This is a genomic window from Streptomyces sp. cg35, assembly GCF_050410835.1.
Taxonomy (GTDB): Bacteria; Actinomycetota; Actinomycetes; order Streptomycetales; family Streptomycetaceae; genus Streptomyces.
Window position 1 is genome coordinate 6,971,004 of the sequence record NZ_CP191268.1, and the last position, 21,192, is coordinate 6,992,195.

General features: G+C 71.4%; 18 protein-coding genes. 13 read left to right on the forward strand and 5 right to left on the reverse strand.

Annotated features, from left to right (window positions below):
- Positions 1–15: 15 nt before the first annotated feature.
- The 4 genes from ACQUQD_RS31910 (at position 16) to ACQUQD_RS31925 (ending at position 4,114) form a co-directional block, all read left to right on the forward strand.
- Positions 16–558 (forward strand): hypothetical protein, encoded by a 543-nt coding sequence (locus ACQUQD_RS31910; RefSeq protein WP_428955626.1) that lies wholly within the window; start codon positions 16–18, stop codon positions 556–558.
- Positions 533–1,831 carry an ABC transporter substrate-binding protein gene (locus ACQUQD_RS31915; protein WP_428955627.1) on the forward strand — a complete coding sequence of 433 codons (1,299 nt, stop codon included), beginning with the start codon at positions 533–535 and terminating at the stop codon, positions 1,829–1,831. Before ACQUQD_RS31910 ends, ACQUQD_RS31915 begins: the two co-directional genes overlap by 26 nt.
- 202 nt (positions 1,832–2,033) lie before the next feature.
- Positions 2,034–3,281 carry a glycosyltransferase family 4 protein gene (locus tag ACQUQD_RS31920; RefSeq protein ID WP_428955628.1) on the forward strand — a complete coding sequence of 416 codons (1,248 nt, stop codon included), beginning with the start codon at positions 2,034–2,036 and terminating at the stop codon, positions 3,279–3,281.
- Positions 3,278–4,114, forward strand: coding sequence for a hypothetical protein (locus ACQUQD_RS31925; RefSeq protein ID WP_428955629.1), 837 nt, complete (start codon positions 3,278–3,280; stop codon positions 4,112–4,114). The genes ACQUQD_RS31920 and ACQUQD_RS31925 overlap by 4 nt, the downstream gene beginning before the upstream one ends.
- 12 nt (positions 4,115–4,126) lie before the next feature.
- Here the strand turns inward: ACQUQD_RS31925 and ctaD are convergent, their stop codons facing one another.
- Positions 4,127–5,809: an aa3-type cytochrome oxidase subunit I gene (ctaD, locus tag ACQUQD_RS31930; protein WP_428955630.1), complete on the reverse strand. Its 1,683-nt coding sequence runs from the start codon at positions 5,807–5,809 to the stop codon at positions 4,127–4,129.
- Positions 5,810–6,233: 424 nt separating this feature from the next.
- Between ctaD and ACQUQD_RS31935 the strand changes: the two genes are divergently transcribed.
- A complete protein-coding gene (locus ACQUQD_RS31935; RefSeq protein WP_428955631.1) occupies positions 6,234–6,449 on the forward strand; it encodes an I78 family peptidase inhibitor in 216 nt (71 codons plus the stop codon).
- 91 nt (positions 6,450–6,540) lie between these two features.
- Here the strand turns inward: ACQUQD_RS31935 and ACQUQD_RS31940 are convergent, their stop codons facing one another.
- Both ACQUQD_RS31940 and ACQUQD_RS31945 read right to left on the reverse strand, forming a co-directional pair.
- On the reverse strand, positions 6,541–7,548 hold the full coding sequence (locus ACQUQD_RS31940) for a phosphatase PAP2 family protein (RefSeq protein ID WP_428955632.1): 1,008 nt from the start codon (positions 7,546–7,548) through the stop codon (positions 6,541–6,543).
- Positions 7,549–7,827: 279 nt separating this feature from the next.
- The gene (locus tag ACQUQD_RS31945; RefSeq protein ID WP_428955633.1) at positions 7,828–8,964 is read right to left on the reverse strand and encodes a hypothetical protein; all 1,137 of its coding nucleotides are present in this window, start codon (positions 8,962–8,964) and stop codon (positions 7,828–7,830) included.
- 247 nt (positions 8,965–9,211) lie between these two features.
- Between ACQUQD_RS31945 and ACQUQD_RS31950 the strand changes: the two genes are divergently transcribed.
- The gene (locus tag ACQUQD_RS31950) at positions 9,212–10,831 is read left to right on the forward strand and encodes an MFS transporter (RefSeq protein WP_428955634.1); all 1,620 of its coding nucleotides are present in this window, start codon (positions 9,212–9,214) and stop codon (positions 10,829–10,831) included.
- Between the two features lie 106 nt (positions 10,832–10,937).
- Here ACQUQD_RS31950 and ACQUQD_RS31955 read toward each other — a convergent pair whose 3' ends face one another.
- Entirely contained in the window at positions 10,938–11,384 is a 447-nt protein-coding gene (locus tag ACQUQD_RS31955; protein WP_428955635.1) for a cell division protein SepF, read from the reverse strand.
- Positions 11,385–11,740: 356 nt separating this feature from the next.
- Here ACQUQD_RS31955 and ACQUQD_RS31960 point away from each other — a divergent pair, with 356 nt between their 5' ends.
- The 5 genes from ACQUQD_RS31960 to ACQUQD_RS31980 all read left to right on the forward strand — a co-directional run bounded on the left by ACQUQD_RS31960 (position 11,741) and on the right by ACQUQD_RS31980 (position 16,904).
- A complete protein-coding gene (locus ACQUQD_RS31960; protein ID WP_428955636.1) occupies positions 11,741–13,036 on the forward strand; it encodes a DUF5685 family protein in 1,296 nt (431 codons plus the stop codon).
- A gap of 230 nt (positions 13,037–13,266) precedes the next feature.
- Positions 13,267–15,549: a nitrate- and nitrite sensing domain-containing protein gene (locus ACQUQD_RS31965; protein WP_428955637.1), complete on the forward strand. Its 2,283-nt coding sequence runs from the start codon at positions 13,267–13,269 to the stop codon at positions 15,547–15,549.
- Positions 15,546–15,974 carry a roadblock/LC7 domain-containing protein gene (locus ACQUQD_RS31970; RefSeq protein WP_428955638.1) on the forward strand — a complete coding sequence of 143 codons (429 nt, stop codon included), beginning with the start codon at positions 15,546–15,548 and terminating at the stop codon, positions 15,972–15,974. The genes ACQUQD_RS31965 and ACQUQD_RS31970 overlap by 4 nt, the downstream gene beginning before the upstream one ends.
- Positions 15,971–16,327: a DUF742 domain-containing protein gene (locus ACQUQD_RS31975; RefSeq protein WP_428955639.1), complete on the forward strand. Its 357-nt coding sequence runs from the start codon at positions 15,971–15,973 to the stop codon at positions 16,325–16,327. The genes ACQUQD_RS31970 and ACQUQD_RS31975 overlap by 4 nt, the downstream gene beginning before the upstream one ends.
- Positions 16,311–16,904: a GTP-binding protein gene (locus ACQUQD_RS31980; RefSeq protein ID WP_428955640.1), complete on the forward strand. Its 594-nt coding sequence runs from the start codon at positions 16,311–16,313 to the stop codon at positions 16,902–16,904. The genes ACQUQD_RS31975 and ACQUQD_RS31980 overlap by 17 nt, the downstream gene beginning before the upstream one ends.
- A 155-nt stretch (positions 16,905–17,059) precedes the next feature.
- Here ACQUQD_RS31980 and ACQUQD_RS31985 read toward each other — a convergent pair whose 3' ends face one another.
- Positions 17,060–18,001 carry an ABC transporter substrate-binding protein gene (locus tag ACQUQD_RS31985; RefSeq protein ID WP_428955641.1) on the reverse strand — a complete coding sequence of 314 codons (942 nt, stop codon included), beginning with the start codon at positions 17,999–18,001 and terminating at the stop codon, positions 17,060–17,062.
- 515 nt (positions 18,002–18,516) lie between these two features.
- On the opposite strand from ACQUQD_RS31985, the gene ACQUQD_RS31990 reads away from it, so the two are divergent.
- Both ACQUQD_RS31990 and ACQUQD_RS31995 read left to right on the forward strand, forming a co-directional pair.
- Complete coding sequence (locus tag ACQUQD_RS31990) at positions 18,517–19,368, forward strand: amino acid ABC transporter permease (RefSeq protein ID WP_428955642.1); 852 nt, start codon at positions 18,517–18,519, stop codon at positions 19,366–19,368.
- Positions 19,365–21,155 (forward strand): FAD/NAD(P)-binding protein, encoded by a 1,791-nt coding sequence (locus ACQUQD_RS31995; protein ID WP_428955643.1) that lies wholly within the window; start codon positions 19,365–19,367, stop codon positions 21,153–21,155. The genes ACQUQD_RS31990 and ACQUQD_RS31995 overlap by 4 nt, the downstream gene beginning before the upstream one ends.
- The last annotated feature ends 37 nt before the right edge of the window (positions 21,156–21,192 follow it).

A 21,192-nucleotide genomic window follows, 5' to 3' on the forward strand; every position in this document is an offset into this window, starting at 1 on the left:
CCGGTGGTGAGCCAGATGGTTCTCGGGAACAAGATCGGGACGGGTCGCGGGCGGAGTGCGGCCCTCGCCCTCGCCGCGGTCCTGGCGCTCGGCACGGCCGTGACCGCATGCGGCGACGACAGCGGCGGCAACGAGAGCGACCCGCCCACCCCCAGCTCGCAGGGGCCCTCCTCGAAGGAGCCCGCGCCGACCGGGCCCGCGGACGAGGCCGCGGCGAAGAAGGAGATCACGGCGAACTGGAAGAAGTTCTTCGATCCGGACGTGCCCGTGAAGGAGAAGCAGGACGTCCTGGAGAACGGCGCCGCGATGCGGCCGGTCCTGGAGAGCTTCAACGGCGACAAGCGCGGCGGCCAGGTCGAGGCGAACGTCGACACCGTCACCTTCACCTCGCCGACCGCCGCCGACGTCACGTACTCGCTGGCCCTGAAGGGCGCCACGGTGCTGCCCGGCGCCAAGGGCACCTCCGTCGAGCAGGGCGGCACATGGAAGGTGTCCGTCAAGACCCTGTGCGCGCTGGTGCAGCTGAGCGGCAATGCGTCGCCGGGCCCGGGCTGCTGAGGCGCTCGCCACGGGACTCGCCCTCCTCGTGCTCACCGGCTGCGGCTCGCGGCTGCCGGAGAGCGACTTCGGGGACGGGGCGCCGCGGCGTGCGCCTGTGAACGCGGCGGCGCCGATCCGCGTCGGGATCATCACGAGCGCGACGAGCCCCGTCGGCGGCGCCACCTTCACCGACACCCGCGACGGCGCACAGGCGTACTTCCGGAACCTGAACGACAGGGGCGGCATCCAAGGGCGCCGTGTCGACGTCCGCCTGTGCGACGACGGGGGCAGCGGCGTCGGCAACAACGAATGCGTGCACAAACTGATCGACGAGGAGAAGGTCGTCGCGCTGGTCGCCACCACGTCCCTGGACTACGCGGGCGCGGAACAGGTCTCCCACGCGCGCGTGCCCGACATCGGCGGCCAGCCGATCGGCGCCGCGTACGACACGTACCCGCACCTGTACGGGATCTACGGCAGCCTCGCGCCCCGCGACGGCACGCCCGGCTGGGACGGGAAGCTGTACGGCGGCACGGAGGTCTACCGCTACTTCAAGCGGGAGCGGGGCGCCCGCACCGCCGCCGTCGTCTCGTACAACCAGGCGGCCTCGGCGGCGTACGCGCGGCTCGTGCGGCGCGGCCTGGAGGCCGAGGGCTATCGGGTGATCACCGAGCAGGTCGACTTCGCCCTGCCGAACTTCCGCGCCGTCGCCGCGGACCTCAAGGACCAGGGTGTCGACCTGGTCCTCGACGCCATCGACGCGCACGGCAACGCACGGCTGTGCCGGGCCATGGACCAGGTCGGGGCCCGCGTCACCGCGAAGGTCACGAACGTGCAGAACTGGACGTCGTCCGTCGCCGCCGACTACAAGGACGCGCCGCACTGCCGCGCGTCCCTGTGGGTGACCGGCGCGAGCCGCAACTTCGAGGACACCGGGCACCCCGCCGTGCGCGCCTTCCGCGCCGCGACCGCGTCGCTGGGAACCCACACGCAGTGGCAGCTGGAGGGCTGGGCCGCCGCGATGTGGTTCACCGACGCCGCGCGCTCCTGCGCCGAGGACGGGGACGACGTCACGCGCGCGTGCCTCGACCGCTTCATGACGCGCGGCACCCCCTACACGGCCGACGGACTCCTGCTGCCCGTGACGTACCGCACCCTCGCCGAGCCGCCCGCGACCCGAAGAACGTGCCTCTCGGTGGCACGGTGGAGGGACAGCCGGGGCTGGGTCACCCAGAACGGTGACATGAGCCGTACCTGCTTTGACGTTCCGCAGCTCTCCTACCAGCCGTGACGTGGCTCCGATGGACTAAATGGCCAAAGGGTTCCCGATATTGCCTACCAATACGGCAACTGTTCTGGAACAAGATGATGATGAAGAACAACCCTCGCCGGGGCATCTCTGTCTAACCATCCGGTAGGCGGAGCACCCGGGCTGTTCAGACCGTTTCAGACTGTCCGGACTGTCCGCGAGGAATGGTGGGATACGGGGACGCATGCAGATTTCTTTCCTGATTCACAATGCGTACGGGATCGGAGGGACGATCCGCACCACGTACAACCTCGCCAACACCCTGGCCGAGCAGCACGACGTGGAAGTCGTCTCCGTGTTCCGGCACCGTGACGAGCCGGTCTTCGCGCCTGACCAGCGCGTACGGCTCCGTCACCTCGTGGATCTGCGCAAGGGCTCCGCAGGGTACGAGGGCGACGATCCCGAGGCCGAGCAGGCCGCCTCGGTCTTCCCCCGGCAGGAGGGGCGCTACGACCAGTACAGCGCGCTCACCGACCGGCGCATCGCCGAGTACCTGGCCGGTGTCGAGACGGACGTGGTCGTCGGAACGCGGCCCGGCCTCAACGTGCACCTCGCCCGGCAGACCAGGCGCGGCCCGCTGCGCGTCGGCCAGGAGCACCTCACGCTGGACACGCACTCCGTGGGGCTGCGCCGCGAACTGCAAAGCGTCTACCCGCGGCTCGACGCCCTCACCACCACCACCGAGGCCGACGCCCACGCCTACCGCGACCGGATGCGGCTGCCCGGCGTGCGCATCGAGGCCATGCCCAACCCGGTGCCCGCGCCCGGTGTCGCGCCGGCCGACGGCAGCGGCAAGTGGGTCGTGGCCGCGGGGCGGCTCGCGCCCGTGAAGCGGTACGACCTGCTGATCAGGGCCTTCGACAAGGTGCGCGCCGAGCGCCCCGACTGGCGCCTGCGGATCTACGGCGGCGGCAAGCAGAAGGACAAGCTGCGCCGCCTCATCGATCAGCTCGGCCTGTACAACCACGTGTTCCTCATGGGACCCGCCAACCCCATCGAACCGGAGTGGGCGAAAGGTTCCGTCGCCGCGGTGACGTCGACCTTCGAGTCGTTCGGCATGACGATCGTCGAGGCGATGCGGTGCGGTCTGCCCGTCGTCTCCACCGACTGCCCGCACGGCCCCGGCGAGATCATCGACAACGGTGTCGACGGGCGCCTCGTCGAGGTCGGCAACGTCGACGCGATCGCCGGCGGCCTGCTCGAACTCATCAACAACGAACCGCTGCGCCGGCAGATGGCGGCGCGCGCCCTCACGCACTCCGAGCGCTTCGATCCCGCGCGGATCGCCGAGCGCTACGAGGACCTCTTCGGTTCGCTCACCGGCCGTGGCGGCTCCGTAGGACTGCTGAACCGGGCCCGCGGAACCCTGCTGGGCGGCGCCCACGCCGTGCGGGACGCCTTCAAGTCCCCGGGAAAGGGGCGCACCGCATGACGACGCCGCTGGCCACGCCCGCACCGCTGCCCGCGCCTGACGACAGGACCGTCCGTATGGCACCCAGCGCCGACTGCATCGCCGACTCCGCCGGCGGCCTCACCTTCGACGTCACCGACCACGGGGTCTCGACGGACCCGGCCCACCTCGTGCTGATCGACCGGGCCACCGGGGAGGAGGTCCGGCTGCCGCTCACGCCGATGGGCGACGGGCGCCTGCGCGCCTCGCTGCCGATCAGCGTGGGCCTGCCCGAGGGGCGCTGGGACACGTACGCGCAGGTCGCCGGGGACGAGCCGGTGCGGCTCATGCCGGGCGTGAACGATCTGCGCTCGCTGGTCGACCGCGCGCCCAGCGGATCGCGCGGCCATGTCGCCGTGCGGATCCCGTACGCCACCAAGCACGGCAATCTCACCGTGCGCAGCTGGCTGCGGACGCCGCACGCGGAGGCCGGTGAACTGCGCATCGTGGACGGTGAGTTGACCGTGCACGGGCGGGTCTACGGCACGCAGTTCACGGCCAAGGCGTACGCGGAGATACGTTCCCGCGCCGTCTCCGGTCCGGCGCTTCGGGCGGAATTGGCCGTCGACGGACCCGAGTTCACTCTGCGGATCGGGTACGACGAGTTCTCCGAGGGCCGTTGGGACCTGTGGGTGCGGCCCGGCGGGGACGACGGGCCCGAGGTGCGGGTGGCCCGGATCCTCGACGACATCGCCGACAAGAAGCCGATCTTCGCGTATCCGGTCGTCCAGGTGACCGTCGCCGGCCGGGACCTGTCGGCCGAGCCGTACTACACCGTCGACAACGACCTTTCGGTACACGTCACTTCGGTCTGAGCGCCCGGCGGCTCAGGTGTCCGCGGCCTTGAGGGGGCGGTCCTCGAACGCGGCGAACTCGGGGTGGTGCAGGTCGAACGCCGGGGATTCCGAGCGGATCCTCGGCAGCGTCGTGAAGTTGTGGCGGGGCGGCGGACACGACGTCGCCCACTCCAGGGAGCGGCCGAAGCCCCAAGGATCGTCGACCTCGACCGGCGTGCCGTACCTGGCCGTCCTCCAGATGTTGTAGAGGAACGGCAGGGTCGACAGCCCGACCAGGAACGAGCCCATGGTCGAGATGCTGTTGAGGGCCGTGAAGCCGTCCGCCGTGAGGTAGTCGGCGTACCGGCGCGGCATGCCCTCCGCGCCCAGCCAGTGCTGCACCAGGAACGTGGTGTGGAAGCCGACGAACAGCGTCCAGAAGTGGATCTTGCCGAGCCGTTCGTCGAGCATCTTCCCGGTCAGCTTCGGCCACCAGAAGTAGAACCCGGCGAACGTCGCGAAGGCGACCGTGCCGAACACCACGTAGTGGAAGTGCGCCACGACGAAGTACGTGTCCGAGACGTGGAAGTCCATCGGCGGCGAGGCCAGGATGACGCCCGTCAGGCCGCCGAACAGGAACGTGACCAGGAAGCCGACGGACCACAGCATCGGCGTCTCGAAGGACAGCGAGCCCTTCAGCATCGTGCCCGTCCAGTTGAAGAACTTCACCCCGGTCGGCACCGCGATGAGGAAGGACATGAACGAGAAGAACGGCAGCAGCACGCCGCCCGTCACGAACATGTGGTGCGCCCACACGACGACCGAGAGACCCGTGATCGCCATGGTCGCGCCGACCAGCATCGTGTAGCCCCAGATCGGCTTGCGGCTGAAGACCGGCAGGATCTCGCTGATGATGCCGAAGAACGGCAGGGCGATGATGTAGACCTCGGGATGCCCGAAGAACCAGAAGAGGTGCTGCCACAGCAGCGCGCCCCCGTACTGGGCCTCGAAGACCACCGAGCCGAACCGCCGGTCCGCCTCCAGGCAGAGCAGCGCGGCCGCCAGGACCGGGAACGCGAGCAGCACGAGGATCGACGTGAACAGCGTGTTCCACGTGAAGATCGGCATCCGGAACATCGTCATGCCGGGCGCCCGCATCCCGATGATCGTGGTCAGGAAGTTCACCGAGCCGAGGATCGTGCCGAACCCGGACAGCGCGAGGCCCATGATCCACATGTCGGCGCCGATGCCGGGGGAGCGGGTCAAGCTGTTCAGCGGCGCGTAGGCGAACCAGCCGAAGTCCGCGGCCCCGCCGGGCACCACGAGCGAGCCGAGCACGATCAGGCCGCCGAAGAGGAACAGCCAGTACGAGAGCATGTTCAGACGCGGGAACGCGACGTCGGGCGAGCCGATCTGCAGCGGCATGATCTCGTTGGCGAAGCCGGCGAACGTGGGCGTCGCGAAGAGCAGCAGCATGATCGTGCCGTGCATCGTGAACAGCTGGTTGTACTCCTCGCTGCTGACGATCTGGAGGCCGGGACGGGCGAGTTCGGCCCGCATCACCAGCGCCATCAGCCCGCCGGCCAGGAAGAATCCGAAGGCCGTGATCAGGTAGAGGTGGCCGATCTTCTTGTGGTCCGTGGTGGTCAGCCAGTCCACGATCACGCGGCCGGGTCGCCGGTCCCGGGCCGGTCCGGCCGCCGCGGGCCCGGCCCGCACCCCGGTGGTTCCCATCGCTTGCCCCCTCGCTGCGCGCGCCTCGGGCCTGCTTCCGAACTCCCGCCATGATGCGCGCGCAGCCGTCGCCGCGACAGGGGGCGAACGGCTCTTTGTGGCATGGACAGGCAATTCCCGGACGATCTCAACTCGCGTGCCGCGCCGCCGGATTCGGAATGGGCGAAGAATTCGTGCGAGGTGCTCCCGGTAAAGGGACGCGCGGGGCGAAGAAGGGGTCCCGAAGGAATCCGGAATTTCGCGCGCCGGGCATCGGTGGGTGCATGTAAGAACGGCGTAAGAAGTAAGGAGCCCCTCGATCGTGTGAGGAAGTTCGGCAGAAACAACTGTCGTGATCTTGTGACGAAAGCGTGACCGTACAAGAGCGCGGCGGGCTGGGCGAGCGGGCCTGGCGTCACCTGTGCGCACGGCCTACGGTGGCCGTATGGCACCCATTCCGACCCCGCCCGCAGAACCCCAGGACAGCCCCGACACGTACGTCGGACTCGACGCCGAGCGAGCCGAGCGGCAGGCGCACGGCCGCGGCTGGTCGAGCGTCCGGCAGCTGCCGCCGGGGGCGATCATCACCATGGAGTACCGCGCGGGACGGCTGAACTTCGAGGTCACGAACGGCACGGTGACGCGCTGCTGGAAGGGCTGAGCACGGCGAAGGGCCCCGGAACCTCTGGGAGGTTCCGGGGCCCTTCGCCGTGCGGGGTGGTTGTGCGTACCGGCCCCGCTGATCGTGGGACCTAGAGAGGCCTGGCCGTCGGTGCGGTGCGGGGGAGCCTCTCGGTCGCCGGGCGGCGGCTGCCGGCCGGGGTGACCGGCGTGCGCTCGCCGCGCGGGGTGTGCGGCCCCGGCGCGAGCAGCGTCGAGGGGCGGACCGTGGAGCGTCCCGTGCTCACCGGCTCGCGCGCCCGGACCCCGTCGTCGGCGGGAACCGGGGTGCGGACCCGCGCGGGCGCCGGGACGGGCGCGGGCGCGGTGGCACCGGTGCGGCGGTCGCGCAGGCGCGCGCGGACCGCGAGGACGACGGCCTCGACCCGGGCGACCAGCGGCTCGAACCAGGGCAGCGCGAGCAGGATGAGCAGGCCCGCGGCCCAGCCGAGAAGCACGTCGCTCAGCCAGTGCGTACCGAGGTAGACGGTGGTCAGGCCGACGCTCAGGGAGATCACCGCGGAGACGGCGGACAGCCAGCGGCGGGCGCGCGGCGTGGAGGCCAGGTAGGCGAGGATGCCCCAGGTCACCACCGCGTTCGCGGTGTGGCCGGAGGGAAATATATCCCCGTTCTTCCACATCTCGTTCGAGCCGATGACGGTGGCGTAGTGCGGGCCCGCGCGGCCCATGCCGTACTTGGCGGCGCCCACCGTGGCGTTGAGCAGGAGCAGTGCGGTACCGAACATCAGCAGCGGGCGCAGCGTGTGCTGCCGCCACGAACGCCACCCCAGCCACGCCATCACCATGACCGCGGTCGGGCCGCGCTGGCCGAGGACGACCCAGTAGTCGAGGAAGGCGTGCACCTCGGGCCACTGCTGGTAGGGCCGGAAGAACATGACCTGCCAGTCGAAGGTGACCAGCCACGTCGTGGCCAGGACCGCCACCACGATGGCGAGGTAGAAGGACAGGGTCAGCCCGAAGAGCACGACCCGGTGCCGGCTCATCCTGGGCATGTCCAGGTTGACCGGTCGTTCGGGCTCGCGGTCGAGCCGGGCGAAGACCCGCTCGAGGCGGCGGGTCAGGTTTCGTTCGGTACGCACCCAATCGACGCTACAGCGGGCGCGCTGCGGACCAGGACGAAACAGTGGCTTTGTGATGACGATGTGATGTGGGATTGATCTCAGGACTCCATCTATTCCCGGGATTCCGGTAACCGGTAACGGAAGTCCTTGCGAATTCACTGATCGTTTCCGAGGGCCGGTTTTGGCGCGATGGGGAATGCGTTCACCGCTTGCTGGCACGGAATTCTCCGTCCGCTCATCGGGCCCGTCGGTGTCGATCAAGGTCGATCAAGGTCGATCAAGGTCGCGCGGGGCCGGTCACGGAGGGCCGGACCCGTTCAGCCAGAACGCCCCGTAGACCGCCGAGGCCAGGGCCAGTGTGCCGAGCAGCCACGCCGACCTGCCGGTACGCCACCGGGCCAGTGCCACCGCGATCGGCAGCAGCAGGGGGAACGCGGGCAGCAGCAGACGCGGCTTGGATCCGAAGTACCCCGAAGCGCACAGGGCAAGCACGACGACGATGCCGGTGTAGACGAGCAGCGGCACCGGCTGTCGCTGCCGCACCCCGGCCACGTACAGCCAGAGCACCAGCGCCACTGCGACGATCAGCCCGATCCCGGCCGGCGCGCCGGCCGGTGACGTGAACTTGTCGCCGATGAAGCGGGCGAACGCAGCGCCGCCGTCGAACCCGTTCCCCCACTGCCCCTGCACGTCGAGATAGCCGAACAGTCCGCCGCCGGTCCGGTGCCCGACCCACAGCACGTACGCCGCCGCCCCCACCGGCGCCAGCAGCACGCCCAGCACCGGACGCCAGGGCGCGCTGCGCTCGCGCGCGATCCACAGCGCCGCCGCCACCCACACCGCCGCCACGACGGCCGCGCCGATCGGCCGGGTCAGACCCGCCAGCGAGGCCAGCAGACCGGCGCTCACCCAGTGCTTGCGCACGACCGCGTACAGTCCCCACGCCGCCAGCGCCGTGAACAGGGCCTCGCTGTACGCCATCGACGCCACGATCCCGACGGGCAGCGCGCCCCACAGCACGGCCAGACACACTCCGGCCCGGCGCCCGTACAGCCGGTCACCGACGGCGAAGGTCCCCCAGGCCGCCGCGAGCGAGGCGAGCCAGCTCACGACCAGACCCGCATCGGCGTACGACAGCGGACTCACCGCGGCGACCAGGCGCTCCAGCCAGGGCAGCAGCGGGAAGAACGCGAGGTTCGAGTGGACGCTGCCGTCCGGCAGGGTCACCGACCAGCCGTACCCGTGCCCGGCGACCCGCGTGTACCAGAGGGAGTCCCAGCGCGCGGTCAGCAGCGTGTGCGGGCTCTTGTCCGCGGCGGCGCTCCACAGGGCGAGCGCGAGCAGCCCGAGCGCCCGCACCCCCGCGTAGCCGAGCAGCGCGGGCAGCGCCCGCCGCAGGGAGGGCGGCCGGTCTTGTCGGTCGACGTCGTTCACGGCCCCGATTATCGGCGTCGGCCCCGGCGGATCCGTCCGCCGCCCTCGGCGCGCGAGTGGCATACACCACACGGGTCCAGGGAATTCGTGAGAGGTCCGCCACGTGAGACTGGCCTGAACTCGCGTACTCTGACGGCTCACTCGCCTTTCGTAGCGGGGCCGGGAGGCCGCTCCTCCCGAGCCGGAGACCATGGGCATCCCCAGCCCCCGGATCCGCCGAACGCGAGGACCACTGGGAGGTTCGCACATGTCCGGGACGAGCACGGCCGCCGGACGCCTGCGTCATCGGCTGGCCGCCACGGGGGTCCGCACGAACCGCTGGGTCGTCCTCGTCGTCCTGTGCACAAGCCTGCTTCTGGTCGCGCTCGACTCGACCATCCTCTACGTCGCCCTGCCCTCGGTCACCGAGGACCTGAAGCCCACCTCCGTCGAGCTCCTCTGGATCGGCGACGCCTACCCGCTGGTCTGCGCCTCGCTGCTGATCCTCTTCGGCACACTCGGCGACCGCGTCGGCCGCAGACGGATCCTCCTGCTCGGCTACGCGCTGTTCGGCGCGGCCTCCGCGCTCGCCGTCTTCGCCGACACCGCCCAGGTGCTGATCCTGGCCCGCGCCCTGCTCGGCATCGGCGGCGCGATGATCATGCCCGCGACCCTGTCGATCCTGCGGGACGTCTTCCCGGACCGGCACGAGCGGGCCGTCGCCATCGGCGTGTGGACGGCGGTCGCCGCGATCGGCGCCGCCACCGGACCCGTCCTCGGCGGCTTCCTCGTCGAGCACTTCTGGTGGGGCTCCGTCTTCCTCATCAACATCCCGCTGATGGCGGTCATGCTGCCGCTGTGCCGGATCCTCGTGCGCGAGTCCAAGGGGCGCGCGGACGGGCCGTGGGACCTGTTCGGCGCGGTCCTCGCCGCGCTCGGCGTCCTCGGCGTCGTCTACGGCATCAAGGAACTGGGCATCGACCGCGATCTGCTCGACGCGGGCGCCGTGCTGCCGTTCCTCGCGGGCATCGTGCTCCTCGCGCTGTTCGTGCGCCGGCAGCGCCGGCGCGAGCACCCGCTGATCGACATGCGGCTGTTCTCCCGCGCCGCGTTCTCCACGTCCGTCGGCTGCATCGTCATCGCGATGCTGGCGCTGGTCGGACTCGAACTCATCGCCGTCCAGTACCTGCAGCTGGTGCTGGAGCTCAGCCCGCTGGAGACCGGTCTGCGGATGCTGCCGCTGACCTTCGCCGCGATGGTCGCGGGCGTGATGGGCTCCGCGAACCTGCGACGGTTCGGGCCGCGCGCCATGGTCGCCTGCGGCTTCGCGCTCACCGCCTGCGCCGTCCTGCTGCTCTGTCTGATGGGCGAGCACGACCGGCCGTGGCTGCTCGGCACCGGGTTCATACTGCTCGGCTTCGGCTTCCAGACCACGCTGTTCGGGGCCTACGAGTCGATGCTCACCGAGGCGCCGGCCGACGACGCCGGCGGCGCCGCCGCGATCGGCGAGACCTCGTACCAGCTCGGCGCGGGCATGGGCATCGCGCTGCTCGGATCCGTCATGAACGCGGCGTACGCGCCCGGGCTCGCCCATGTGACCGGTGTGTCCGGCACGGCGAGCGAGGCCGCCGGGCACTCGCTGGGGGAGGCGTACCAGGTCGCCGCGCAGCTCGGGGGCGCGGCGGGCGGGGCGCTGCGGGACGCCGCGCGGGCCGCGTTCGTGCACGGGCTGCACGTGACCCTGATCGTCAGCGCCGTACTGCTGTTCCTCGGCGCGGTGGCCGCGCTGCGACTGCCGCTCCGGATGGAGTGCGAGGCGCCCGCGGCGGGCGATGCGGACGTGGCCGCGCAGCGGCAGCCGTCCCGGGCGGAGTCGTCGGTCGTCTGACCGACCGTGGTGGTGCGCCCGGCCTGCGGCCGAGCGGTGCTACCCCTCCCGCCCACCGGTTCCACCGTCGGATGGACGGGAGGGGCAGCACCCCTTGCGGAGCGTCTCAGCTCTGGTTGAAGAAACCATCCGGCTGGGTCCCGGCCTCGCGGCCCGAGACGATCTGCGTGTCCGCGGGGGTCAGCAGGAACACCCGGGTGGCGACCCGGTCGATCGAGCCGCGCAGACCGAAGATGAGCCCCGCCGCGAAGTCGACGACGCGCTTGGCGTCGGACGGCTCCATGGAGGTGAGGTTCATGATGACCGGGGTGCCGTCCCGGAACATCTCACCGATCCGCCGCGCGTCCCGGAAGCTGTCCGGGGTCACGGTGCCGATCCGGCGGCCCTCCTGCTCGGCCTCCTCCGCGGCAACCTTCACGCGCGGATCCGTCACCCAGGCGGCTGCTCCTGCAGCGGGCTCGGGCCCCTCGTCGTAGTCGTCGTCGTAGTAACGCTCGTCATCGTTGTCGTCGACGAGGCCAAGCCAGGCACTCGCCTTGCGCACCGATCCCATGGACGCCTCCTCTCACAGCGGTTCCTCTGCGTTCCGCATGTCCTGCATCCCCAATGTTCATCCATGATGCGGATCCCGCGCCAAGTGGATAGTCGCCGCGCGGGGTTTTCGTGACGGTACTGGTGCACAGTCAACACGGTGTTGCCCCGGAGTTCCCAAGGGCTGTACGGGGTACGGCTGCTGACAGTGAGTGAAATATGATTCTTCACGGCGTTTGGGTGATGTGCGGTGCGTACGGGTGAACGAGGGGGCGTTCGGGGCGGCTCGATAGCATGCCGACGTTCTCGGTCAATGACGGGTTGACGCAGCGTGTCGGCTTGTTGACGGACCGTCATCCGGTGTACGGGGGAGTCGCCTTGTTCGGAATTGTCCGGCCCTGCAGTCATCGGCTCGGTGAGGGCCTCAAGACCCAGTGGATGGCCCATCTCTGCGGGCTGTGCCTGGCCCTGCGCGGCGACCACGGGCAGTTCGCCCGGGTCGTCACGAACTACGACGGTTTGCTGGTCTCGGTTCTGACGGAGGCTCAGACCGAGCGGTCCGGCGGCGGGCGCAGGCAGGCGGGGCCCTGCCCCCTGCGCGGGATGCGCACCGCGTCCGTCGCGCAGGGCGAGGGCGCACGCCTCGCCGCCGCCGTCTCGCTGGTGCTCGCGTCGGCGAAGGTGCGTGACCATGTCGACGACCGGGACGGCCTGTTCGCCCGCCGCCCGGTGGCCGCCGCCGCGCGGAAGGTCGCCGCGAGCTGGGGCCGGGCCGGGGCCCGTACCGGCTCCGACGTCGGGTTCGACACCGCGGTGCTCGTCGACGCCGTCGAGCGGCAGGCCGGGATCGAGGCGCTGGCCGGGCCCGGCACCTCCGTGCTGACCGTGACCGAGCCGACCGAGACCGCGACCGCCGCCGCGTTCGCGCACACCGCCCGGCTCGCCGGACGGCCGCACAACGCCGAGCCGCTCGCCGAGGCGGGCCGCCTGTTCGGGCGGCTCGCCCACCTCCTGGACGCCGTGGAGGACCGGAGCGCCGATGCCGCCGCCGGGGCCTGGAACCCGCTGACCGCCACCGGTACCCCGCTCGTCGAGGCCCGCCGGCTCGCCGACGACGCCGTGCACGGCATCCGGCTCGCGCTGCGCGAGGTCGACTTCGTGGACGGAAAGCTGGCGCATCTGCTGCTCGCGCACGAGCTGGGCCGGTCGGTGGACCGCGCGTTCGGGACCGGCGCCTGCGCGAGCGGGCACGGCGCGCACGCCGGTGCGGCGTCCACGCCCCAGCAGGGCGGCGGCCGGGACGGCTGGGCGCCGACCGGTGCGCCGGGCAGCCCGTACGCGCCGACCGGCTCGGGTGCGTACACCTCCAACAATCCCTACGGGGGCGGGCATCCCGGCGGCCCCGGTGGGCCCGGCGGTCCGGGCGGGTTCGGCGGCGGGCCGTCCTTCCAGCCGCCCAAGCCCGGCAAGCGCGGCTTCCTCGCCGGGTGCGCCGTCGCGATCGGGCTCTGCTGCACCTGCAAGGTCTGCTGCGCCGACGAGTTCGAGGGGCCCTGGTCCCGCAAGAAGCGCGAGGGCGCCTGCAACGGGTGCGGCGACTGCAACTGTGACTGCTCGTGCTGCGAGGCGTGCTCGTGCTGCGAATGCTGCTCGTGCTGTGACTGCGGGCTGTGAGGCGCTGGCCCTGTATACGGCCGGGCGATGCCCCGAAGGAGTGACGACGGGCCACCTGGCCCGTTGGGCGGGCGCGGTTTCCGGGGCGTAAAACACGCACATGATCCGGTGACCGGGGTCGGAGAGGGCTCGTTGGCCGGGCGCAGATGCACCGTTTCTGCCCCGTCAACTCGCCCTCTCCATAAGGCATTTCCGTGGATCTCCTCTCCTCTGTTCGCTCACTCTCCCCGGTGGCGGCCACCGTCAGCGGCCCCGCCCGTACCAGAACCATCCGGACCCGGCTGCTGCGCATCCTCGGTCTGGCCCTCACCGTGCTGCTCGCCCTGCTCGGCGTCTTCGCGGCCGAGCAGGGCTCCGACTACCGCAACGCCTCCGCGACCGCCGCCGACGCCCGCCTGGAGATCACCCTTCAGGGCCTCGTCCACGAGCTCCAGAAGGAGCGCGGTCTCACCACCGGGTACGTCGGCGGCGTCCAGCAGTTCAGCGCCAAACTGCCCGCGCAGCGCAAGGCCACCGACACCGCCCGCACTGCCCTCGACGAGGCGCTCGCCGGGCGCGACGACGCCGCCGCCGACTCGGTGCGCGCGTCGCTCGGGCGGCTCGGCGGGCTCGCCGGGATCCGCAAGAGCGCGGACGACGGCAGCGGCCAGGTGAAGGCCACCTTCGACTACTTCACCACCACCATCACCGGCCTCGACCGGCTCGGCCTCGGCCTCGACGACGTGCGCGACGGACGGCTGCGCGACGCCTACCAGAGCCTTCAGGTCCTCGGCAACGCCAAGGAGTTCATGGGAGAGGAGCGGGCCATCGTGCTCGGCTCCGTGCGAGCCGGCGGCCGCTTCCGCGGCGACGACTACAGCCGCTTCATGGAGATCCGCTCGGGCCGGCTCGCCTCGCTCGACACGTTCCCGCGCACCGCGAGCGACGCGCAGCGGCGCCGTCTGGCCGACGCCCTCGCCACGCCCGACGCCGAACGGGCCCTCGGCTACGAGTCGACCGCCGTGCGCGGCGCCGGCCGGCTCGCCTCCCGCGACGTGCCGCCCATGGCCTGGTGGGACACGATGACGTCGACCATCAACGGCCTGCGGGACGTGCAGATCTCCATCGGCGCCGACGTCGAGAACCGCGCCGCGGAACTGGAGAGCGCCGCTCAGCGCGACCTCCTGCTGTTCCTGCTGCTGGCGCTCGCCGTGATCGCCGCGCTCGGCGCCCTCGCCTACGACTGCGTACGCTCCGTCTCCGCACCGCTCAGCGGGCTCGCCGAGGAGGCCCGCGAGGTCGCCGGAGCGCGCCTTCCGCAGGCCGTCGCCGCGGTGCAGGCCGCCGCCGGAGAGGCGCCCGCGCCGCCCGCACCGCTCGCCCTCGACCGCCGCGCCGGGGCCGAGGTCCGGGACGTGGCCGAGGCTTTCGACCGGGTGCAGCGCGCCGCGTTCGACCTCGCCACCGAGCAGGCCGTGCTGCGCAGGAACGCCACCGAGTCGCTGGTCAGCCTCGGCCGCCGCAACCAGAACCTGGTGCGCCGCCAGATCGGCTTCATCAACAAGCTGGAGCACGAGGACGCCGACCCGGACACCCTCGCCAACCTCTTCGAACTCGACCACCTGGCCACCCGTATGCGCCGCAACGCCGAGTCGCTCCTCGTGCTGGCCGGTGAGTCCAGCCCGCGCACCTGGTCGACCCCCCTGTCCGTGACCGATGTGCTGCGGGCCTCGCTGTCCGAGGTCGAGGAGTACCGCCGCGTCACGCTGCGACGGGTCGAGCCCGCGCACGTCAGCGGCGCCGTCGTCGCCGAACTCGCCCACCTGCTCGCCGAGTTGGTGGAGAACGCGCTCAGCTTCTCGCCGCCGGACTCCGATGTGGAGGTCGAGGGGCGCCGCACCAGCGCCGGGTACCTCATCGCCATCGTCGACCACGGGCTCGGCATGGACACCCAGGCCCTCGCCGAGGCCAACGTACGACTGTCCGGCACCGCCAGCTTCATGGCCGAACCCACCAAGTTCCTCGGTCACTTCGTGGTGGGCGCGCTCGCCCGCAAGTGCGGCATCGAGGTACGGCTCGGGGAGGCGCCCGCCGCCGGCGTCGTCGCCCGCGTGCTCGTCCCGGCCGCGCTGCTCACCGAGCCGGCCGTCGCGGCAGCGGCGCCGGCCGGGACCAGGGCCGCAGCCGAGGAGCCCGCCAGGCTGCCCGCCCCGCGCAAGGAGCAGGAGCCGCTGGCCGCCGCCGCGGCCGAGCCCAAGGGGCGGCCCGCGTCCGGCTCGTCCGCCGCCCGCACCCGCAACGGGCTGGTCAAGCGCCCGCAGCGGAGCGCCATCTCGAAGGCCGTGCACGAGTCCGACGCGCCCCGGCGGCCCGCGCCCGAAGGACCCGCCGTCGAACGCACCCCCGAGGGTGTGTCCGGGATGCTCGCGGGTCTGCGCAGCGCCCATATGCGCGGCGCCATCAGCGTGGAGAAGGAACGGGCCGCCGCCGACAACGGCACGGACAAGAGCACCGAGGGGCAGGACGACAAGTGACCACCGTCGACACGCGGGGCGACTCGCAGACCTTCAACTGGCTGCTCGCCAACTTCGTGCGCAGCACCGACGGGGTGCGCGACGCCGTCGCCGTCTCCTCCGACGGGCTGCTCATCGCGGTCTCGGACGGACTGGGGCGCACCGAGGCGGACCATCTGTCCGCCATCGTGTCGGGCCTGTCGAGTCTCGCGCGCAGCGCGTCCAAGCGGTACAGCTTCGACGGCGTCAAGCTCATCATGATCGAGATGGGGCGCGGGTTCCTGCTCGTCTCCGCGATCCGGGACGGCTCCTGCCTCGGCGTGCTCGCCGACAGCAGCGGTGAACTCGGCCTCGTGGGCTACGAGATGGCCGTGCTCGCCGAGCGCGCGGGCGATCTGCTCACCCCGGCGCTCATCGCCGATCTGCGGGAGACGCTGCCGCGATGAGTGGACCATCGGAGGCGGAGGACACGGCGGACGCCCAGTTCGTCCGCCCGTTCATCATCACCGGCGGCCGCGCGCTGCCCGCGCAGGCCGATCTGCGCCTGGAGACCCTCGTCGTCGCGCTCGACGCGGCGGAGGGGGCCGCGCCGCTCGCGCTCGAGCACCAGCGCATCGTGACGCTGTGTCAGGAGCCCACCAACGTCGCGCAGATCGCGGAGGCGGTGGGGGTGCCGCTCGGTGTCGCCAAGGTGCTCGTCGCCGACCTCGTGGTCGGCGGCCGGCTGTCGTGCTCGCAACCCGCGGAGCTGTCGCTCCACACGCTCGAAAGGATCAGGGACCATGTCAGGGCGCTCTGAACGCCTCGCGCCGCTGGCCGTCAAGATCGTGGTCAGCGGCGGGCTCGGGGTCGGCAAGACCACCTTCATCGGGGCGGTCTCGGAGATCGAACCGCTGGACACGGAGGCCGCGATCACGCAGGTCTCGGTGGGCGTCGACTCGCTGGACGGGGTGGAGGGCAAGACGACCACGACCGTCGCGCTCGACTTCGGGCGGATCACGCTCGATCCGACGCTGGCGCTGTATCTGTTCGGCACCCCCGGGCAGGACCGGTTCTCGTTCCTCTGGGACGACCTGGTGGAGGGCGCCCTCGGCACCGTCGTGCTGGTCGACACCCGGCGCATCGAGGAGTGCTTCCCCGCGCTCGACTACTTCGAGACGCAAGGGGCGCCGTTCGTGCTCGCCGTGAACCGGTTCGACGGGGCGGAGCGGTTCGACCTCGGCGAGATCCGGGAGGCGCTGGGGATCGGGGACGAGGTGCCGGTCGTCGAGTGCGACGCGCGGGCGCGCGGCTCGGTGCGGGATGTGCTCGGGGCCCTGATGGATCAGGTCATCGGGGTGCGGACGCGGTCGCGGCGGCTCGTCGGATCGCCGTAGGGGTTCTTGAGGGTGGGCGGCTGCGGGTCCGGTGGAGCTTCTCGCGCAGTTCCCCGCGCCCCTGAGACGCGCACTGCGTGCGCCGTCTCAGGCCCGCGGGGAACTGCGGCCCCCACCCAACCCGCACCCGAAGGACCCGCCCCGACCGGCAGGCCCTAGTCCTTGATCTCGGGCGGCGAGATCCGGGACGTGTCGATCGCCGACGGGGCCGTGCCCCACTTCTTCAGGATCTTCGCGTACGTCCCGTTCTTGATCAGCTCGTTCACCGCGGCCCGGAACGCGGGGGCCAGGGGCGTGCCCTTCTTGAAGGCGAAGCCGACGTCCAGGCGGTGGAACTCGTTGAGGAACTTCAGGCCCTCCTGCTGCGCCACCGCGTACCGCAGGCCGTTGATCGTGCTCATCACCACGTCGGAGCGGCCCTGCTGGAGCGAGGACCAGATGGCGCTCGGCTCGGAGTACGTCTTGACGTCGTACGCCTTCTTGCCCGCCGCCTTGCAGGCCCCCTTGTTCTCCTCCAGCGTGGCCTCGAAGGTCGTGCCCGCGCCCGTCGCCACGTTCAGCCCGCACAGCTGCTTGAGGTCGGTGACCTTCTTCAGGTCGCTGTCCTTGCGGACGGCGAAGCCCTGGCCGTCGTTGATGTAGGTGACGAAGTCGATCGTCCTGCGGCGCTCGTCGGTGACTCCGAAGTTCCCGGTGCCGAGGTCGTACTTGCCGCTGTCCAGGGCCGGCAGGATCGCCTCGAAGCTCGCGACCTGCTGGTCCAGCGTGATCCCGAGCACCTTGGCGACCGCGTTCGCGAAGTCGATGTCCTGGCCGACGATCGTCTTTCCGTCGGGCAGATACGTGGAGTTGGGCGGGCTGCCGCCGACACTCACCGCGATCTTGAGGCTGCCGCTCTCGCGGACGTCCGCGGGCAGCAGCTTCGCCGCCGCGGGGTCCTTGGCGACGGCGGACACCACGTCCGTCGTGGGGATCTTGGCGTTCTTGGCGGCGGCGGGCGCCGCGGCGCCCGTCCCGTCCCCGGAGCCGCAGGCGGTCAGACCCAGGGCGGCGACGGTGATCAGCGCGAACGCGGAAGTCAGGGATGTGGTGCGCATGGCGTGGGGTTCTGCCCTTCGGTGACGACAAGAACGCAGGGTGCAGCGGTGCGACCAGGCGCACAGGTACGGAGAAACGCAGGTACGCAGAAACGCGGGTACGGCGAGGGGAGGGGGCAGCAGGGTGAAGGCGCGGACGGGTACGCGGGACAGCGCGCACCGGGACGCGGGGAAGTGAAGCGGGGAAAAACAAGAGAGGTGACGCGCGCAGAAGGCGTCAGAAGGGCATCAACAAGACGCGGACCACACTCGACCGAAGTCGATGTGGGAGCGCGTGACCAGCCACTGCTGCGGATGCATGGGCCAAGTGGAACAGGCATCCGTTTCCGCGTCAACTCACTTGAGACGTACGGCTCACACTCTGGACACCCTTGACAGGGCACGCGAACCGCCCCGTACTCTCAGTGGCGGTACCGCTGCTGAGGGGCTCCGGTGCCGAACTACCGCGCACAACGCGCGAACAACAGGTGTGAAGGCAAGGCCGTGCTGGACTTCCAGCCTCACGGAGCCTTCCCATGTCCTCAGACACCCTCGCCAAAGTCCCGCCCTCGGCCGCCCCGCCCGCCGACGCCGCCGTGCCGCGCATCGTCCCGCAGCGCCGGGCCGGCCAGTGGATCGCCGCGGGCCTCGTCCTCGTCCTGCTCGGCCTCGCCGTGAACTCGGTGCTCCGCAACGAGGCGTTCCAATGGGGCGTCGTCGCGGAGTACTTCACCTCGACGTCCGTGCTGCGCGGACTCGGGCTCACGCTGTGGCTGACGGCCCTCGTCATGGCGCTCGGCTTCGCCCTCGGCACGCTGCTCGCCGTCATGCGGCTTTCCGCCAACCCCGTTCTCCGCGCCGTGAGTTGGGGCTATGTGTGGCTGTTCCGGTCGATGCCGATCCTGGTGCAGCTGCTGTTCTGGTTCAACATCGGCGCCCTGTACCCGACGGTCCTCGGCGTGAAGACCGTCGACCTGTTCGGCCCCGTCACCGTCGCCATCATCGGACTGACCCTGCACGAGGCCGCGTACGCCGCCGAGGTCGTGCGCGGCGGGATCCTCTCCGTCGAGCGCGGCCAGATCGAGGCCGCCCAGGCGCTCGGGCTCAGCCGGCTGCGGCGCTGGCGCCGGATCGTCCTCCCGCAGGCCATGCGCGCCATCGTGCCGCCGGCCGGGAACATGCTGATCGGCACCCTCAAGGGCACCTCCATCGTCAGCGTCATCGCCGTACAGGACCTGCTGTACTCGGTGCAGCTCGTGTACCACCGCACGTACCAGGTCATCCCGCTGCTCCTGGTCGCCACCATCTGGTACATCGTCGTCACCTCGCTGCTCAGCGTCGGCCAGTACTACATCGAGCGGCACTACGCCCGCGGGACCACCCGATGAGCTCCGGGCGCCCCGGGCGGCAGTCCCTGGTGATCGTGGGCGCCGGGCCGCGGGGGACCGGCATCCTCGAACGCATCGCCGCCAACACTGGTGACGAGCAGGGGCCGTTGGAGCTCGACATCCATCTCGTCGACCCGTACCCGCCGGGCGGCGGACGCATCTGGCGGCGCGAGCAGTCGCCGCTGCTGTGGATGAACTCGCAGGCCCAGGACGTCACCCTGTTCACCGACGACACCGTGGAGGCCGAGGGGCCCGTGCTGCCCGGACCCGCGCTGCACGAGTGGGCCGGGATCGACGGGCGCACCTTCGCCGACCGGCGAAGCCAGGGCCGCTATCTGCGCTGGGTCTACGAGAAGGCCGTCGCGGACCTGCCCGCCGGTGTCGTCGTCCACCACCACGCGCGGCGCGCGCTGCGGGTCAGCGGGCCGCGCCACGGACGCCAGCAGGTGTGGCTGGAGGACCGCCCGAGGCCGCTGCTCGGCGATGCCGTGATCCTCGCCCAGGGTCACCTCGACGCCGAACTGGACCAGGAACAGCGCGAGTTGAGTGCCTACGCGGAGCTGCACGGGCTCGTCCACCTGCCGCCGGACTTCACCGCGGACACGGACCTGAGCGCGCTCGCCCCCGGCCAGGACGTCCTCGTCCGCGGCTTCGGACTCGCCTTCGTCGACCTGATGGTGCTCCTCACGGAAGGGCGCGGCGGACGGTACGAGGGGGACCGGTACATCCCGTCGGGGCGCGAGCCCGTGCTGCACGTCGGATCGCGGCGCGGCGTCCCGTACCACTCGAAGATCGGCTACGACTGGGACGCGGCGGCGGGGGAGCGGCCGCCGCTGCCCCGCTTCCTCGGACCGCGGCAGATCGACGAACTCCTGGGCAGGGAAGGCGGGTTCGACTTCCGGGCCGACGTGTGGCCGCTCATCGACAAGGAACTCGGCTACGCGCACTACCACCGCCTGTTCACCGCGCACCCCGAGCGCACCACCGTCGCCTGGGCCGACTTCGAGGAGAAGTATGCCGCCGCCGCACCGCTCGGCGCCGACCTGCGGGCCCTCGTCGCGTCCGCCGTGCCCGACCCCGCCGACCGGCTCGACCTCACCGCCCTCGACCACCCCCTCGACGGCATCCGGTACACCTCGCACGAGGAACTCCAGGAAGGGCTGCGCGGGTACATCACCGCTGATCTGGAGCGCCGCCACGACCCCGCGCACAGCCCCGACCTCGCCGTCTTCCTCGGGCTGCTCTCCGTGTACGGACAGCTCGTCCGGCTCGGCGACATCGGCACCTGGTGGCACGGCTACTTCAGCTACCTGGCGTCCGGGCCGCCCGGACCGCGGCTGCGGCAGCTGCTCGCGCTGTCCCGCGCGGGCGTCGTGAAGTTCCTCGGCGCCGACATGCGGGTCAGCGCCGAGGACGGGGTCTTCCGCGCCACCGGCGCTACCGTGCCGGGCGCCGTCGTCGAGGCCCGCGCGCTGGTCGAGGCCCGCCTGCCGGAGCCCACCCTCGCCCGCACCCGCGACCGCCTGCTGCGCGAGCTGTACGAGGAGGGCGCCCTGTCCACCGCCGCCGGCCTGCTCGCCGTCCACCCGGACGACGGACGCGTCCTGCACCGCGACGGCAGCGCCCACCCGCGACGCTTCGCGCTCGGCCCGCACACCAACGCGCGCGGCGCCGGGGCCTTCACCCGGCCCCGGACGAACAGCCCGTCGCTGCGGCAGAACGACGCCACCGCGCGCGCGGTCCTCGCGTTCCTGCGCGACCTGTCCTGTCGCGCCACCGCGGCCTGAGCAGCGCCCTTCCCTCGACTCCCTCATGAGGTACCCC

What these genes read in the sequence shown, in the direction of transcription:
- ACQUQD_RS31910 (WP_428955626.1), top strand. Translation starts at nt 16, where the DNA reads ATGGTTCTCGGGAACAAGATCGGGACGGGTCGCGGGCGGAGTGCGGCC.
- ACQUQD_RS31920 (WP_428955628.1), top strand. Translation starts at nt 2,034, where the DNA reads ATGCAGATTTCTTTCCTGATTCACAATGCGTACGGGATCGGAGGGACG.
- ACQUQD_RS31985 (WP_428955641.1), bottom strand. Translation starts at nt 18,001, where the DNA reads ATGCGCACCACATCCCTGACTTCCGCGTTCGCGCTGATCACCGTCGCC.
- ACQUQD_RS31975 (WP_428955639.1), top strand. Translation starts at nt 15,971, where the DNA reads ATGAGTGGACCATCGGAGGCGGAGGACACGGCGGACGCCCAGTTCGTC.
- ACQUQD_RS31980 (WP_428955640.1), top strand. Translation starts at nt 16,311, where the DNA reads ATGTCAGGGCGCTCTGAACGCCTCGCGCCGCTGGCCGTCAAGATCGTG.
- ACQUQD_RS31915 (WP_428955627.1), top strand. Translation starts at nt 533, where the DNA reads ATGCGTCGCCGGGCCCGGGCTGCTGAGGCGCTCGCCACGGGACTCGCC.
- ctaD (WP_428955630.1), bottom strand. Translation starts at nt 5,809, where the DNA reads ATGGGAACCACCGGGGTGCGGGCCGGGCCCGCGGCGGCCGGACCGGCC.
- ACQUQD_RS31995 (WP_428955643.1), top strand. Translation starts at nt 19,365, where the DNA reads ATGAGCTCCGGGCGCCCCGGGCGGCAGTCCCTGGTGATCGTGGGCGCC.
- ACQUQD_RS31990 (WP_428955642.1), top strand. Translation starts at nt 18,517, where the DNA reads ATGTCCTCAGACACCCTCGCCAAAGTCCCGCCCTCGGCCGCCCCGCCC.
- ACQUQD_RS31955 (WP_428955635.1), bottom strand. Translation starts at nt 11,384, where the DNA reads ATGGGATCGGTGCGCAAGGCGAGTGCCTGGCTTGGCCTCGTCGACGAC.
- ACQUQD_RS31925 (WP_428955629.1), top strand. Translation starts at nt 3,278, where the DNA reads ATGACGACGCCGCTGGCCACGCCCGCACCGCTGCCCGCGCCTGACGAC.
- ACQUQD_RS31950 (WP_428955634.1), top strand. Translation starts at nt 9,212, where the DNA reads ATGTCCGGGACGAGCACGGCCGCCGGACGCCTGCGTCATCGGCTGGCC.
- ACQUQD_RS31935 (WP_428955631.1), top strand. Translation starts at nt 6,234, where the DNA reads ATGGCACCCATTCCGACCCCGCCCGCAGAACCCCAGGACAGCCCCGAC.